We start from the raw sequence: 16,693 nt of genomic DNA, 5'->3' as shown, positions 1-16,693 counted from the left end.
GAATGCATCCCCCGGGGAGACCCCCCGGAACACCGGCCGGGGCGGCAGCCGACCGGGTAGACGTGAGGCGGACTTTTCGTGACCCGGATCGTGATCATCGGCGGTGGACCCGGCGGGTATGAGGCAGCCCTGGTGGGGGCCCAGCTCGGCGCGGAGGTGACCGTCGTCGACTGCGACGGTCTGGGCGGAGCGTCGGTCCTGACCGACTGCGTCCCTTCGAAGACGCTCATCGCGACGGCCGAGGTCATGACGACCTTCGACTCGTCGTACGAGGAGCTCGGCATCGTCGTCGCGGACGACACCCCGCACATCGAGCAGGCCGCGCGCGTCGTCGGCGTCGACCTCGGCAAGGTGAACCGGCGCGTGAAGCGCCTGGCGCTCGCCCAGTCCCACGACATCACCGCCTCCGTCACCCGGGCCGGCGCCCGCGTGCTGCGCGGCCGCGGCAAGCTCGGCGGCCCCCAGGGCATCGACGGCACGCGGGACGTCATCGTCACCGCCGCCGACGGCTCGGAGACGATCCTCACGGCCGACGCCGTACTGATCGCGACCGGCGGGCACCCCCGCGAGATCCCGGACGCGATGCCCGACGGCGAGCGCATCCTGAACTGGACCCAGGTCTACGACCTGGAGGAGCTCCCCGAGGAGCTCATCGTGGTCGGCTCCGGCGTGACGGGCGCCGAGTTCGCCGGCGCGTACCAGGCCCTCGGCTCCCGGGTGACGCTGGTCTCCTCCCGCGACCGGGTGCTGCCGGGCGAGGACCCGGACGCCGCCGCCGTACTGGAGGACGTCTTCCGGCGCCGCGGCATGAACGTCGTCGGGCGCTCGCGCGCGGAGTCCGCGAAGCGGGTCGGCGACCGGGTCGAGGTCACGCTGTCGGACGGCCGGGTGCTGACCGGCACGCACTGCCTGATGGCGGTCGGCGCGATCCCGAACACCCGGAACATGAACCTGGAGGAGTCGGGCGTCCGCCTCAAGGACTCCGGGCACATCTGGACCGACAAGGTCTCCCGCACGTCGTCCCCCGGCGTGTACGCGGCCGGCGACGTCACCGGCATCTTCGCCCTCGCCTCGGTCGCCGCCATGCAGGGCCGCATCGCGATGTACCACTTCCTCGGCGACGCGGTGGCCCCGCTGGACCTGAAGACGGTCTCCTCGAACGTGTTCACCGACCCCGAGATCGCCACCGTGGGCTACACCCAGGCCGACGTGGACTCCGGGAAGATCGACGCGCGGGTGGTGAAGCTGCCGCTGCTGCGCAACCCGCGCGCGAAGATGCAGGGCATCCGGGACGGCTTCGTGAAGATGTTCTGCCGCCCGGGCACGGGCATCGTGGTCGGCGGCGTGGTCGTCTCCCCGCGCGCGAGCGAGCTCATCCACCCGATCTCGATCGCGGTCGACAACAACCTGACGGTCGAGCAGATCGCAAACGCGTTCACCGTGTACCCCTCGCTGTCCGGTTCGATCGCCGAGGTGGCCCGCCAGCTCCACACGCGCAAGGTCGACGGCAAGGCCTGATCTGCCCCAACCGCCCCACGCCGCAACGGCGTTGGGGCGGTATGCGCGGTTGTGGCCGGAGGTTCACCCAACCCTCGGAGCGCGTATACCACTAGTTGCCCTTCCATACGGACAACTTCGGTATTCCGGCGCAAGGAGCTGAAAGCAGACGGTCGTTGGGGTTACTGTCAGTTTCGTGTTCGCTGCAGAACGTCGCCAATTGATCCTCGAAATGGTGCGGGCCAACGGAGCGGTATCGCTCCGGGAGCTCGCCCGCGTCGTCCAGACCTCCGAAGTGACCGTACGGCGGGACGTGCGGGCGCTGGAGGCAGAAGGACTCCTCGACCGCCGGCACGGCGGTGCGGTCTTGCCGGGCGGTTTCACGCGGGAGTCCGGCTTTCCGCAAAAGTCCCATCTCGCGACGGCGGAGAAGACCGCCATCGCCGACGTCGCGGCCTCCCTCGTGGAAGAGGGCGAGGCCATCGTCGTCGGCGCGGGAACCACGACCCAGGAGCTGGCCCGCCGGCTCGCCCGGGTGCCCGGCCTCACCGTGGTGACCAACTCCCTCCTGGTCGCCCAGGCGCTGGCCCACGCCAACCGGGTGGAGGTCGTCATGACCGGCGGCACGCTGCGCGGGTCCAACTACGCCCTCGTGGGCAGCGGTGCGGAGCAGTCCCTCCAGGGGCTGCGCGTCTCGCGGGCCTTCCTGAGCGGGAGCGGCCTCACGGCCGAGCGGGGCCTGTCCACGTCCAACATGCTCAGCGCGAGCGTGGACCGGGCCCTCGTCCAGGCGGCGGCGGAGGTGGTCGTCCTGGCGGACCACACGAAGCTGGGCACGGACACCATGTTCCAGACGGTGCCGACCGACGTCATGACCCGCCTGGTCACGGACGAGCCGCCGCCGCACGACGACCGTGCGGGCACGGAGCTCCAGGCGCTGGCCGACCAGGGCGTGCAGATCACGGTGGCGGGCTCGACCCACCCGGGCGCCGCGGGCGACCCGATGCAGGGCCGCCGCCCCCGCCGCGACTCCCCCCTCCCGGTCCAGCGCCGGTCGGCCCCGCCATCGCAACTGCGCAGCGCGTCGGCCCTCCCGGACCCGGGGGACCGCGAGCGGGAACGGGCGAGGGTGGCGGACATGCGACGGCGGTGACATCGAAACAGGGCCCTCTGAGCGATCAGAGGGCCCTGTCGTGTGCTGTATGGCTGGGGGCTTACCTACTGCATGTCGTCCAGGAGCTGACGCCAGAACGAATGTCTATCCGACATCACTTCTGGGTCGAGGGCCTTAAATGCCGTTGAAGCGAACCCGAAGAGCTCCGTGAAGCCGGGATGGATGTCGGGAAGCTCTGCTCGCTCTTTCTCGCTGGCGATCTTCCATGCGTCATCCAGTGCCGCAGCACCATCCTCGGCGCATTCTGCCAAGATCGGGATGAGGGAGTGCCATCTCCATGCGCATTCGATGAGACAGGCGACGCTGGAATTCACTACCGCCGGTTGGATGCCCTCCGGATGGACTTCCCGGAGTTGTGGCGGAAGATCGGTGAAGCGAGGCAGGTACCACACTTCACCCGTGCCTGCTGTGGCGACAATGGTTCCGACGCCTGCGTCGCCGAGGCGATAGCAGGCGACGGCGCCCTCTGCCGGCAGTGGTTTCCGCATCATGGGCGCCTGCTCATAGCCGCAGGTGATGCCCACGTAGTCCTCGTTCAGTTCGGAAGGCAAGCCACGGGTCCAGAGTGCCTGCCGGTCACGCTCCGGTAGATCCCAGAGCGAAGGATCGAACGAGGGGATGACGCCAGCCGACCGTCCCCCGAGGAGTTCAGTGAGATCGGTGTCCAGGACATGTTCTGCTCGAGTCAAGAACCTCTTGCTATCCACCGTATGCCATCCTTCGGATCGTAGACTGCGCGTATCCCTCCCCCTTGTCGAAACTCCATGAGAATGAAGCGTTGCCGAATTTTCCCATACGTCCGGCACACTCGTGTGAGGCTGTTGTGCAGAATGCCCGCTCTGAGTACACAGCCCTCACTTGATCCGGGGAGATTCCCAACTCCTCCAGGAAGCTGTCGGCGTGAGCTTCCGAATGTGTTTTCTTCGGCGTGTTGTGGAACGCCAGGTTGACATCGCTGCCATTGGACATCCGGATCTGGTAAACCGCCACGTTCTGGCCTGACGCGACACCTGCCTGCTGGCGGTATTTGATGGCGATCTGACTCAGGTCGGTTGACCCGTACTTTACAACTCCGCAGTTGTGGGTGAGAAGCGGTGTACTGCCCGCCAGCACGAAGTACGTGTGCTCGCTGGAGACTGTGAGGTTGCGTACCTGCTTCTGCTGGGTCCAGCGCTCGATCCCGGCCACCTGGACCCAGGTGCCGGACGAGGTCTGGAGCCATTGCCCGACCGCGAGGTCGGTCGCCCTCAGCCATGTCCCGAGAGCCGGAGCCCAGAACGGGTGTCCGTCGGTTGCGGTCACCGAATCGGTGGCGTTGCCCTTACCACCATCGGTGTCGATCGTGATCTTGACGAGGTTCTTCTGGCCGTCGCCGATAATCTGGGCAACGACCGGTTGAGCCGAGCTGGTGCCGGATTCTGCGTTGGCGGCCAAGACCTCGTCGCCGGTCGCGATGTCCTCGATAGGCTTGGATGACCCGTCTGCCATGAGGACATGTGTGCCCGGCACAAAGCTATTGGTGTTACAGCTGGTGGCCTGCGTGTCGCTGCCGCTGTCGTTGTCCTTGGAGGCTGACTTCTTCGGGGCGTCGCCCTTCTTCGTCTCCGATGACTTCGATGCTTTGCCGCCGCCGTCGGCCTTCTTGGCCTTGGTCGCGGAGGACCTGCCCTGCTTCGCCGCCGTCGCCTTGGCCTCGTCGGCCCTCTTCGCTGCTGCCTGGGCTGCCTCTTGTGCCGCCCTTCTCGCCGCCGCTGCTTCCTCTTCGAGCTTTCTCGCTCGTTCGGCTGCTTCTTCTATCTGGCGCTTCCACTCGGCGAGGTCCTCGGCGTACTTGGCCATCGCCTGCTGGTAGCGCTCGACCCGCCTGAGGATGTCGCGAGCCAGGCTGAGCTTCTGCGACCAGCTGTTGAAGGCCTCCCAGGCCCGGTCCAGCGCCTTGATGATGCGTTTGGCGCGGCCCGCGAAAGGCAGTGCCGCATCCAGGGCGAGGCCCGCGCAGGCACCCCACGAGCCGCCGAGGCAGTCGCGGATGTCGTTGTAGCCCGAGGCGTCCTTCAGGATGCCCATCGCGATTTCGAGCGCGATGTCCAGAGCGCTCTTGCCCTGGATCATGTTCGCCCAGGCAGCCTCTGCGTCCGTGAAGTCCTTGATCGGCATCGTGGGAGGCGCGATCGACAGGCCGCTCGGGTCGCTGAACGTGATGGGCGAGTTGTTCGCGTAGACGTACGGGTTCTGCTGTTTGGGCTCGTTGAAGTCGATGACCGGGTCGACCGACAGGAACCGGCCCGTTGCCGGGTCGTACTCGCGAGCGCCGAGGTGGACGGTGCCGATGGTCTCGTCGACCTCGCCGCCGACGAAGCCCTTCTTGCCCGGCCAGACGGACGGAGCCGCGCCGCGGGTCTCGCCGTACGGGGTGAACTTCCGACGGGTGACCGCCGAGGTCTTGGTGTCGACCGCGGTGGTCGCCGTACCGTTCTGGTCGCCCATCAGGTACGACGTGGAGGTCACGCCGTCCTTGACCGTCTTGACCATCGTCGGGCCGGCCGGGTGGGCGTAATAGCGCGTGCCCTCCAGCTTGCCCGCTGCCGTCAGCTTGACCTCGGTACCCGGCAGGTACAGCGTGGTGCCGGTCTTGTCGCGCTTGATCAGGCGGTTGCCGCCGGCGTCGTAGACGAACTCCGTCGACTCGGTGCCCTTGGTCACCTTGGCCAGCTGGCCCGATGCGTTCCAATCCCAGTTCTGGGTGTCGCCCTGGATGGTCCGCGTCTTCGTGTTGCCCGCAGCGTCGTAGGTGTACGACTCGGTGCGCGAACCGCCCGGTCCGGTGGTGTCCACCTTCTTCAGACCGTTGGCAGCGGCCTGTCCCGGCGTGCCGTAGGTGTAGGCCCGGGTGACGTCCTTGGTGAGGTCACCAGTGGGGGAGTGCTGGACGTCCTTCGTGCGGTTGCCCGCCGCGTCGAAGCTGTACGAGCTCCAGTACGGGTTCGGGCCGCCGACCTTGGGCTTGGACCCCGGGCCGGACGCGTTCGGCTGGACCGCGCAGTCGTCCGTCGCCGTCCAGGCCTCGTTCATCCGGCGCAGGTAGTCGTACGCGAAGCACTGCACGTCGGCAGTAGGGGAGGTGCCCTCCTTGTCGGTGATCTTGAGGATGTTTCCGACGTCGTCGTACTTGAACGTCGTGTCGTTGATCGCGCCCGGAGACTTCTCCTGGCTGTTGACGCTCCTGGTCAGCCGGCGGGTCTGCTCGTCGTAGTAGTTCGACGTGTAGACCTGGGAGCCGGCCGCTCCCGTGTAGGTCCGGAGTACGTCGCCCATCGGCGAGTAGTCGACCTTGTCGACGAACGTCTGCCCCTCGATGCCCATCATCGTGGGCAGCTCGAAGTGGTTGTACTTCATCTCGGTGAGTTCGATGGGCAGGCCGGCCACGGCCGGCTGCTCCATCCACTCGGTCAGGCCGGTGTTCTCCCGGTACCCGGTGGTGAACGCGTAGGTACCGCCGAGTGCGCCCTCCGAGGAGGGGATGGTGATCTTCGTGCCCGTCGGGCGGTATTCGGTGTCGTACCCGGTGACTTCCTGGGTGTACGCCTTGCCGTCCACGTACCGCGTCGAGGCCACCGGCAGGCCGATGGCGCCCGGCAGGGTGTCGTACGTGGTCGAGGTCAGCTTCGGACCCGTGACCGAGCCCTCGTGGGTCGCGACGGTGCGGCCGAGAGCGTCGTATTCGGGGGCAGTGACCTTGCCACGGGCGTCCGTCAGCGTGGCCAGCCGGTCACCCTGGCCGTACGTCATCGTCGACGTGCCCTTGTCGGGGTCCGTCTGCTTCGTCTGGCGGCCGCGGATGTCGTACTCGAAGCCCCACTTGTCGCCCGCCTGGCTGACGACCGACTCCAGTGCGCCGCGCTGGTTGTACGCGTACGTCGTCTTGTCGAACGCGCCCGTCGGGGAGTCCGACTTGAAGAAGCGCAGCTCCGTCTTGCGGCCCGCGCCGTCCAGGAAGGCCCGGGTCGGGGTTTCGCCCTTCGGGGGGTCGACGGTGATGTTGTCGCCGCCGTACGCCGTCGTCGTGCGCGACGTCTCCTCGCCGAACTTGCGCGAGATCTGGGCGACCGAGCGGCCGGAGCCGTCGTACTGGGTCATCGTCGAGGACGGGACCTCGTTGTCCTTCGGGGCGAACTGCACCCCGGAGGCCGTGCCGGCCGTGTAGTAAGCGCCGTTGCTCTTCCAGACCTGGCCGAGGCTGTTGTAGAAGGTGTCCGAGATGACCCGGCCACCGCTCAGTGCCTCCATCTGGGTCTGGCGGATCCGCAGGCTGCTGTCGTAGATGTCGTAGCTGGTGCGGTAGGTGCCGTCGTCCAGCAGGGCCTTGTTCGTGATGACGACCGGACCGTCGGTGCGGACGTCGTACGAGAACATGCCGTTCGGCGACTTGTTCTGCGGGTTGCGGGACGGCGACCACACCTTGGCCAGACGGCCGAGGGAGTCGTACTCCATCACCTGCCGGCGGCCGTTGGTGTCCTGCTTGGCCAGGATCGACCCGCGCCCCTGGTCGGTCTCCGTGGTCTGGGTGTGGCCCTCGGAGTTGGTGGTGACGACCTTGGTGACGATCTGGCCCGACGCCGGCGTGTAGTCCAGCTTCGTGGTCTTGCCGAAGACGTCCGTGCTGGTCTTCGGACGGCCGTACGCGTCGAAGGTCGCGCTGCCGTCCACCTGGTAGGTGGGGGTGCTGCCGGAGTAGCCCGTCAGGGACTCCGTCGACTTCACGTTGCCCGGCGCGTCGTACGACATCTTGATGTCGGAGGTGACGTCAGCCGGGCGCTGGACGCCAGTGGCGTCACACGCCTTCGCGACCGTCTCCACCCGCTTCTGGCGGGCGATGATCCAGCGGGTCTCGTCCGCGTCGTACTCGTAGCGCGTGCAGCTGTCGTCCGACGGGTCGGCGACATCGCCGCGGTTCGAGACCCATTCGGCGAAGCCGCGGGTGTCGTACTTCGTCGTCATCGCCGTACGGCGCCAGCCGCGGCCGTCCGACAGCAGAATGCGGGAGTTGACGCCCGTCGCCTGCTGGACGAACGACTGCTGCGGTTCGATGTCCTCCGCCGCCGTCTCGCCCTTGCGCAACCGGGTCGCGGTGGGTCCGTGGAGCCACGGGGTGTACGTGGTCGCCGCCTCCAGGGCGCCGCCCTCGCCGTTGTACGCCAGGACCTCGCGGGTCTGGCCGGCGTAGAGCCGGTGGTCCGCGATCTCGTTGCCCTCGGAGTCCTTGACCTTCACGGACCGCTTGGCGCCCGCGGGGGTCGCCCGGTCACCGTCGAGGCCGCGGAAGAACAGCGTCTCCGTCTGGGAGCGCTTGTCCGGGGCCTGGCCGATGAAGGTCTTGACCCGCTCGTAGCCGCGCCACTGGGACCAGGTGCGCGTCTTGGGACGCATCATCTCGGTCTCGTCGTCGAACGCCCACGCAGGGTTGCCGACGAACTCGTACGCGGTGCGCCGAGACGGCGAGTTGCCGTTGCGGTCGTCCTCCTGGACCCAGTCCACGACGTGCTTGTGGAACCAGTCGGTGGAGTAGATCTTCCGCTCGTGCGCGGGATCGGTGGGATCGGGCAGCTCGGAGACCACCGGGTAGCAGCGCAGCGTGTTGGACTCCGGAGAGGCCGGCATCACGCGCGGGTCGGCCGCCCGGCACTGGGTGTCCGCGTAGTGGGCGAGGATCGTCGAGCCGGTCTCGGTGTCGATCGCCTCGATCCGGTAGCGGCGGTAGGGCGGCTTGCCGTCGCCCAGGCCGTCCACGCGGTTGTCGAGCTGCTTGCCGCGGAACTTGACCGCGGGCAGGTCGAGCGGTGCGCCGTTCTTGCCGTAGTGCTTGATCTCGGCGAGCCACAGCGGGTAGTCGGTGCCGTCACCGGTCGCGGGGAAGCTCTGCTTCAGCGTCCAGGTGTCGACCGCCTTGTGCGCCGTTCCGTTCCAGACCGAGGTGGTGACCTCGGTCAGCCGCTTGCGGGAGAAGAAGGTCGGGGTGAACCGGCCCTTGCACTCCTCGCCGCTGGCGCAGAGCTGGTCGCCCGGGGTGTCGGGCCACTCCTTGGCGATCTCCCAGGCGACCTCCGGCTTCAGCTTCGCTTCCGCGCAGTCGAAGGTGTCCGTCTTGATGCAGCGCTCTTCGACCTTGAAGTTCACCTGCGCCGGGGCGCCGGCGAACAGGTTGTCGCTGCGCAGGCCGTAGGAGATGTGGTCCAGCCAGCCGGAGCGGTCGTACGCACGGGCGGTCGAGCCACCCGCGATCTTGTAGTTGGAGCCGTAGTGGTTGACCTCCTTCTCGTACCAGTACGTCATCGCGTTGCCGCGCGGGTCCACGACGTAGTCGAGGTTCCAGCGGTACGTCTGGTCGCAGACCGCATCGGCGAACGTCGTCTTGTAGCAGGGCTCGCCCGGGTGGTTGCCGTAAACGGGCACGTTCCAGGCGGACTTGGTGACGGGCTTGCCCGCGGTCCAGCCCGGGACCCTGTTCAGACCGAAGTAGAACTGGATGCCCTGGGGGTTGGTGAACCGCCAGTGGTCGCCTTCCTTGTCACCGTTCTGCGCGCCCTGGAGCAGCTCGATCTTCGAGCCGTCGTCCTTGGCCGGGCGCCACATCTTGGTGGCGTCGTCCAGGACGAGCGGCGTGGAGCCGCCGTTCAGGGACATCGTGACCATGGGGGCGCCGTGACAGAGGTCGCCCGTGTCGTCCTTCGGGTTGTTGTACCCGGAGTCCTTGCGCTTGTCCTGGCTGCAGGGGACGTAGCCCCGCTCGATGTAGTTCGAGGCCAGGTCCCAGCCGTCGCCGACCCACGAGGTCTGCTGGGCCGCGGCGCTGGTGCGGCCGTCGATCTGGGAGCTGGAGTAGCCCAGCGACAGCGACGGGCTCGGGCCGCCGAGGGAGGCGGGGATCTCCAGCGGGTAGGACCAGGAGAAGTCACCCGCCGAGCCGCCGGCCTGCCAGGAACCGGACGGGTTCAGTGAGGTGGCCTTGTACGTGCCGTTCGCGCCGTCGGCGCCCGGTGAGGCGGCCAGGGTCATCCCGCCGGAGGCGGGGGCGGCGGCCACGGAGGCCAGGCCCGAGACGGCCGGGGCGTTCAGGAACGCCTTGCCCGCGGGCTTCGGTGCCGCGGCGGGCTTGGCCGGAGCGTCGAAGGTGGCGACGAGCTTGCCGGTCTCCGCGTCGTTCCTGGTGGTGACCGGCGTGCTGCCCTGGCATTCGGGCTTCTGCGGGGTGGTCAGCGCGCAGGTCGGGATCGCGGTGAAGCGGAGGCGGGAGCCCCAGCTGCCGCCGTAGGCGTTCTTGAAGGCGGCGTAGTCGAGCTCCACCGAGACGGGAGCGGCGGAGCTTCCCGTGTCGGTGCGCTCGACGGAGAGGAGCAGGCTGCTCGTCAGGCCGGCGCGCTCGGCGGCGGCCTGGTCGTGCAGGGCGACCTTCACCTTGACGTCGTCCGCCGGGGCATCGGCGGCCGGAGCCCCCGCTGCCGAACGCTGGGCGACGGCCGACAACTTCGTGAGGTCTGCGGAGGCCACCGAGACGGGGAGCTTGCCCGCCTTGACCGCCCGACCCGCCACGCCCGCCTCGCGCGCCGGGAGGGCGAACGCCCCGGCGGAGGAGGACTTCAGCGCCGGGGCCGGAGCCGAGAGGGTGTTGGGCAGCGTGACCTCGGCGGAACCCGCCGCGGGCCACGCGATCTTCGGGGCACCCTTCCAGGCCTTGGCCTGCGACTCGGCGGGGCCCGGCGCGGGCTTGCCCTTGACGGGTTCGCCCGTGACCTTGGTCAGCTTCTGCTTGCCGGGCAGCGCGGGCCCGGCGGCCGCCGCGTCGATCGCGGTCAGCCCCGTGGTGAGCATGGCGAGGGCGATAACAGGTATCGGCCACCGCCAGACACGCCTCAAAGGCGCACGCATGACGTGCGCCTGGGATCTCTTCAAAATTCGAACACTCCAGTCTGGGAGCGCGGGTCCACAGGTTCCTGCGCTATGGGCAATCGGGCTGAACCTAACAGCGGAACGGGTGGGTCGCCGAAAATTTGCCGAGGCTCCAGATGGCCAAGGGGTCGGGCATCTCTGCAGGTGGGTGGGGTATGTGGAATGATTCATTCGGAATTTGTTATTCCGCAGGAATGTCTGGTATTAGCGCGCACGGGAATGGCGTCGAGGGTGATTCCCCTTCGTCCTTTCGGTGGCCGGGCTGCTACAAATCAATCGAACACCGGCGACCCACCGTCAAGAAAGGGCCAAAAATTTGGCCCACGTGGGGCCGCATCGATTGTTTTCGGTCGCCCCTGTCGCGGAGTGGCTGAAACCGACCCCGAGGACTCTGTCAGTGAGACCCTTCCCGACGCGCCCGCGCGTCGCCGGCCCGCCCTCCCGCAGGGCGCCGGTAGTCACCCTGGCGACCGCTCTGGTCGCCGCGCTGCTCGGCAGCGCGATACCTGCGGCGGTCGCCGCGTCCGCGGTCACCCCCGCGGCCGACAACCCGAAGGGCGCGACGCCCACCGAGGCGGAGGCGACTGCCAAGGCGACCGCCGAGGCCCGGCGCAGCGGCAAGCGGGTCGAGATCCCCGCGCAGCGCACGGAGAGCGAAGAGATCTGGGCCAATCCGGACGGCACCTTCACCTCCGAGCAGTCCGTCGTGCCGACGCGCGTCTACCGCGACGGCAAGCTGGTACCGGTGGACACCGGCCTTCAGAAGCTCAAGGACGGGCGGATCGCCCCCAAGGCGATCCGCACCGAGATGACCTTCTCCGGCGGCGGCAGCGCCCCGCTGGTCACCATGCGCAAGAACGGCCGGGACGTCACCCTCACCTGGCCCAAGCCGCTGCCCGCCCCGAAGGTGGAGGGGAACAGCGCCACCTATGCCGAAGTCCTCAAGGGCGTGGACCTGCGGGTCGCCGCGGACGCGACGGGCTTCTCGCACCAGCTCATCGTCAAGACCCGCGAGGCCGCGACCGATCCGGCGCTCGCCTCCCTCGACTTCGGCCTCAAGGGCAACGGCCTCACGCTGCGCAAGGAGCCGAACGGCGAGCTGAAGGCCCTCGACCCCGCGGGCCAGCCCCTGTTCACCTCGGCCAAGCCACAGATGTGGGACTCCGGCGCCGACCAGCCCGCGCCCGCCACGCCGCCCGTCGCCGCGGCCAAGTCGTTCGCCGAATCCGCCGTCGAATCCGCAGCCGGCCGGACCCCCGCGGCGGACCCGGCCGTGCACCAGGTCGCGGAACGGGTGCCGGCCGTCGACGGCATGTCCCTGCGCAGCAGGCAAGCCGATCTCGGCGTCGAACTGAAGGGTGACAAACTCACCCTCACCACCGACCGCGGGCTGCTCACCGCGCCCGACACCAGGTTCCCGGTCGTCATCGACCCGGTGTGGCGGGACGACTGGAAGTCGGCCTGGGCGCTCGCCTACAAGCACAACGGCATCGCCGGCTCGGCGGGCCAGTCCTACTGGAACGGCGGCACCCTCAGCAAGGACGCCCGCGTCGGCTGCGCCAAGGACCCGGCCTACGGCAACGCCGTCGTCTGCGCCAAGACGTTCTTCCAGATCGGGATGGGAGACCTGGGCGGCAAGCAGATCCTCGACGCCACCTTCAGGATCCAGCAGCGGCATTCCGGCTCCTGGAACTGCCAGTCCGGTGACATCCAGATCTGGGACACCAACGGCATCAACGGCAGCACCAGCTGGAACAACCAGCCCGCCTGGAAGCGACTGGTCGACTCCTCCAGCCGGTCCTACGGCGGTCGCAACTGCTCCAGCGACGGCTCCTTCCTGGAGCTGGACGTGACCTCGGCGGTCTCCGACGCAGCCCGCTGGAACTGGCCCGCCTGGACCATGGGCCTGAAGTCCTCCAACGACACGGTCGACGTCTCCTGGCGCAGGATGAACCCGGACAGCGCCCGGATCTCGACCCACTTCAACACCTTGCCGAACCCGCCGGCCGAGCGCGAGATGGACCCCTCCGTGGCCTGCCAGGGCGGCGTGATCGGCACGACGGACCAGATCGTGCTGCGGGCCCGCATCAGTGACGCCGAGGACAACGGTCTGCAGGCCGAGTTCCACTACTGGAACGCGGACGACTACGGCACCCTGAAGGCGCCCAAGGTCGCCGTCGCCAACGGCGGTGTCGCCCTCCTGAGGATTCCGCTCTCGGATCTCACCGGCTCCACCTACCGGTGGGACGTACGCGGTCTCGACGGGGCGGGAGCCGGCCCCTGGGCCGGTCAGTGCGTGTTCTCCATCGACCGCAGCCGGCCCGGTGAGCTGCCCAAGATCACATCGGCGCAGTTCCCCGAGAACGACGACCTCAACACCGCGTACGCACGCACCGAAGGCACGTTCGTCCTGAGTGACAACGGGGTGGGCGACGTCACCCAGTACCAGTGGTACACGGCCGACGACCCGACCGTCCGCACCGTCAACGGCAAGACCGCACAGATCAAGTACACCCCGACGGCTGCCGGTCCGCACTCCCTCTATGTCCGGAGCCTCGACGCGGCGGGGAACCGGTCCGACGTGAAGTCGTACCACTTCTATGCCAAGCGTCCGCCGGAGCGCGACAAGCGCGGTGACCTCAACGGTGACGGCATCATCGACATCTGGAGCGCGGACCAGGGCTCCGGCAAGCTGTGGATGGTACCGGGCAAGGGCAACGGCACCTTCGCCACACCCCGGCAGGTCCAGCACGGCACCTTCGGCAACGTCGTCTCCCTGAGCCAGACGGCAAGCTGGAACAGCGGGGACTACTACGAGGACCTCGTCGTCCTGCGGCCCTCGGCTGAAAACGCCAACGACAGGCAGCTGTTCGTCTACCGCGGCTCGGGCGACGGAACCCTCGAGGACCCGAAACTCACCCAGATCGAGCTGAGGGCGGCCGCCGAGAACAGGCACTGGGCGCAGGCCCAGCAGGCCCTCGCCATCGGCAGCGTCAACGACGACAACAAGGACGGCAAGATCGGCGAGGACGACTACCCCGACCTCCTGGTCAAGGAGGACGCCAAACTCTGGCTGTACTTCGGTACTCCCTCGGGCAACATCGCCCTGCGCCTCATGCCCATCCTGCTCGGCAACGCCGACTGGCAGGACATGACCCTGATCGCCCCCGGAGACCTCAACGGCGACACGCTGCCGGAGATCTGGGCCCGGAACAAGACCACCGGTCAGGTCCACCAGTACTCCAGCCGCAAGACCGCCGACACCGCGGCGCCGGCGGCCCTCGACCTGACCGTGTACGCCGACCCCGCCGTCCGGTCCGGCTCCATCGGTACCGGATTCACCGGCGCCGCATACCCGCACCTGACCACCTCCGGAGACTTCGAGAAGGACGGCTTCGCCGACCTGTGGTCGCGCAACAACAACGGCGTGATCAACGAGTTCCCGGGTCGCCAGCCGGCCGGCGGCTCGGCCTTCGGCGCAGCCCGCCAGGTCGCGGTCAGCGGTACGTCCTGGACCGAGTGCGAGAGTGTTCCCTCGGCCGTCTCGGGCACCCACTCGCTTTGCGGTCCGATCCTGGCCAAGTTCCGTGCCAAGGGCGGCGCCGTCCACTTCGGCAAGCCCTCGGGCAACGTCACGGATACGGCCGACGGCGGCAAGTTCGTGCACCTGCGCACGAACGGGTCCACCAGCGACAACGCCTCGATCTACTGGCACCCGAGCAGCGGTGCCTGGCTGACCATGAACGGCATCCGCACGAAGTGGATGAGCCTCGGCGCGGAGAAGGGCATCCTGGGCTACCCGACCTCCGACGAGAACCTGGCCTTCGACCAGGAGGGCTGGTTCTCGACCTTCACCGGACCCGGCGGTGACGGCGCCATCTACTGGGCACCCGCCTTCGGCTCCTGGTCCATCCACGGCGCCATCTACAAGAAGTACCTGGAGACCGGCGGCCCCGGCGGCTGGCTCGGATACCCGACCACCGACGAGACCGCGACCCCCGACAACCGCGGCCGCTACAACCACTTCCGGCACCGAGGCCAAACCTCGGACACGGCCTCCGTCTACTGGAACCCGAACACCTCAGCCGCCTGGTCGGTGCGCGGCACCGTCCGCCAGAAGTGGATCTCGCTCGGCGCGGAGAAGAGCTTCCTGGGCTACCCGAGGTCGGACGAGTACGACGTCTACGGCGGCCCGCGCGAGGACTTCGACAACGGTTACATCCGGCACAACCACTGGACCGGCGTCAGCGTCGAGCACCGGCCCGACGACCGCACGGACCAGCTGCGCACCGAACTGGCGGGTGACTTCAACGGAGACGGTCGCGCCGACCTGGCCACCGTCTACGACTTCGGTTCGGACGACACGGCGCTCTACACCATGCCCGGCAAGGAGGACGGCGGCTTCGGCGCGCCCGTGCTCGGCTTCAACAGCGGCTGGGGCAACTGGCGGTACAGCCAGTCCCAGTGGGTGGCGGGCGACTTCAACGGCGACAAGATCGACGACCTGGCCGCGCTGTACGGCTACGACGACGGCTCGAACGGGATGTTCACCTTCCTCGGCGGGAAGGACGGCACGTTCAAGCCGCTGTCGCGCAGCGCCCACACGGGTCCGGGCAACTGGGACGCACGGAAGGCCAAGCTCGTCGCCGGCGACTTCAACGGCGACAAGCGCGACGACGTGGCGTTCTTCTACGACCACGGCGGCTCGACCGGCGCCCACACCTTCCTGTCGAAGGCGGACGGCACCTTCAACTACTCCTTCGGCAGCTGGCGCTCCGCCCAGGGCGGCTGGTACTGGAACGAGTCCAAGCAGGTGGCCGGCGACTTCAACGGCGACGGCCGCGACGACATCCTGGCCGTCTACGGCTTCGGCAACGGCACCGTCACCGCCTACACGCTGCTGGGCAAGGCCGACGGCGGCTTCGCCGAACCCAAGGCGTCGTGGACCCGCTCCCCGGGTCAGTGGGACTTCAACAGGAGCAGGCCGACGTCCGGTGACTACAACGGGGACGGCCGCGCCGACCTCGCGATCATGTTCGACTACTCCGCCGAACGCAGCGCCCTGTTCACCCTGCTCGGGAAGCCCGACGGCGGAGTCGCCGAGGACTTCATGAGCTGGAACATGGAGAACGGCTGGTCCGCGGAGAAGGCCGGTCCGCCGGTGTCCGGGGACGTCGACAACGACGGCCGCGATGACGTCGGCCTCATGTACACCGAAGGGGACGGCGGGACCTCCGCCCAGACCTTCAAGGCGCTGGTCAACGGCGGGTTCGCCAACCCGCTGAAGAGCTGGGCGGCATCGGCCGGCACCTTCTAGTCCGGCCGGTCCGGTAGTACCGCATCGCGCCGGCACCACACGAAGGAGCCCCCGCCCGGATCGTCCGGGCGGGGGCTCCTTCATGGGGTGCTGCGGATCAGTCCTTGATTTCGCAGATGGTGGCGCCGGAGGTGAGGGAGGCGCCGATTTCGGCGGTGAGGCCGGTGATGGTGCCGGAGCGGTGGGCGTTGAGGGGCTGCTCCATTTTCATGGCTTCGAGGACGACGATGAGTTCGCCTTCCTCGACTTTCTGGCCTTCTTCGACGGCGACCTTGACGATGGTGCCCTGCATGGGGGAGGCGAGGGTGTCGCCGGAGGCTGCGGGGCCGGTCTTCTTCGTGGCGCGTCGTTTGGGCTTGGCTCCGCCGGCGGCGGCGGTGCGGGCGAGGGTCATGCCCAGGGAGGACGGCAGGGACACTTCGAGGCGTTTGCCGCCGACCTCGACGACGACGGTCTCGCGGCCGGGCTCGTCCTCGGTGTCGTCGACGGCGGGAGCGACGAAGGCGGGGATGTTGTTGGTGAACTCGGTTTCGATCCAGCGGGTGTGGACCGTGAAAGGCCCTTCCGCGGGGTTGAAGGCGGGGTCGGTGACGACGGCGCGGTGGAAGGGGACGGCGGTGGCCATGCCTTCGATCTGGAACTCGGCCAGGGCGCGGGCGGCGCGCTGGAGGGCCTGTTCGCGGGTGGCGCCGGTGACGATGAGTTTGGCGAGGAGGGAGTCCCAGGCGGGTCCGATGACGGAGCCGGATTCGACGCCGGCG

At 68.4% G+C, this 16,693-nt stretch carries 6 protein-coding genes; 3 read left to right on the top strand and 3 right to left on the bottom strand.

Annotated elements, in window-relative coordinates; genetic code table 11:
• Positions 1–78 precede the first annotated feature (78 nt).
• Together ACZ6S8_RS10545 and ACZ6S8_RS10540 are read left to right on the top strand one after the other, a co-directional pair.
• Positions 79–1,518, top strand: a complete 1,440-nt coding sequence (locus ACZ6S8_RS10545; protein WP_469454372.1) for an NAD(P)H-quinone dehydrogenase — start codon at positions 79–81, stop codon at positions 1,516–1,518.
• A gap of 211 nt (positions 1,519–1,729) precedes the next feature.
• A complete protein-coding gene (locus ACZ6S8_RS10540) occupies positions 1,730–2,650 on the top strand; it encodes a DeoR/GlpR family DNA-binding transcription regulator (protein ID WP_469454894.1) in 921 nt (306 codons plus the stop codon).
• A 65-nt stretch (positions 2,651–2,715) separates the two neighbouring features.
• Here the strand turns inward: ACZ6S8_RS10540 and ACZ6S8_RS10535 are convergent, their stop codons facing one another.
• Together ACZ6S8_RS10535 and ACZ6S8_RS10530 are read right to left on the bottom strand one after the other, a co-directional pair.
• Positions 2,716–3,378, bottom strand: coding sequence for an SUKH-4 family immunity protein (locus tag ACZ6S8_RS10535; RefSeq protein WP_469454371.1), 663 nt, complete (start codon positions 3,376–3,378; stop codon positions 2,716–2,718).
• Complete coding sequence (locus tag ACZ6S8_RS10530; protein WP_469454369.1) at positions 3,371–10,537, bottom strand: RHS repeat-associated core domain-containing protein; 7,167 nt, start codon at positions 10,535–10,537, stop codon at positions 3,371–3,373. Before ACZ6S8_RS10530 ends, ACZ6S8_RS10535 begins: the two co-directional genes overlap by 8 nt.
• Before the next feature lie 475 nt (positions 10,538–11,012).
• Between ACZ6S8_RS10530 and ACZ6S8_RS10525 the strand changes: the two genes are divergently transcribed.
• Positions 11,013–15,932 carry an FG-GAP-like repeat-containing protein gene (locus ACZ6S8_RS10525; protein WP_469454367.1) on the top strand — a complete coding sequence of 1,640 codons (4,920 nt, stop codon included), beginning with the start codon at positions 11,013–11,015 and terminating at the stop codon, positions 15,930–15,932.
• A gap of 97 nt (positions 15,933–16,029) precedes the next feature.
• On the opposite strand, the gene ACZ6S8_RS10520 is transcribed toward ACZ6S8_RS10525, so the two are convergent.
• A partial coding sequence (locus ACZ6S8_RS10520) for an acyl-CoA carboxylase biotin carboxyl carrier protein subunit (protein ID WP_469454366.1) occupies positions 16,030–16,693 on the bottom strand: 664 nt, incomplete at its 5' end.

Source organism: Streptomyces sp. NPDC048461, assembly GCF_055587105.1.
Note: the sequence above shows the minus strand (reverse complement) of the source record. Positions and strands in the feature narration are given on the sequence as shown.

What these genes read in the sequence shown, in the direction of transcription:
- ACZ6S8_RS10540 (WP_469454894.1), top strand. Translation starts at nt 1,730, where the DNA reads ATGGTGCGGGCCAACGGAGCGGTATCGCTCCGGGAGCTCGCCCGCGTC.
- ACZ6S8_RS10530 (WP_469454369.1), bottom strand. Translation starts at nt 10,537, where the DNA reads ATGCTCACCACGGGGCTGACCGCGATCGACGCGGCGGCCGCCGGGCCC.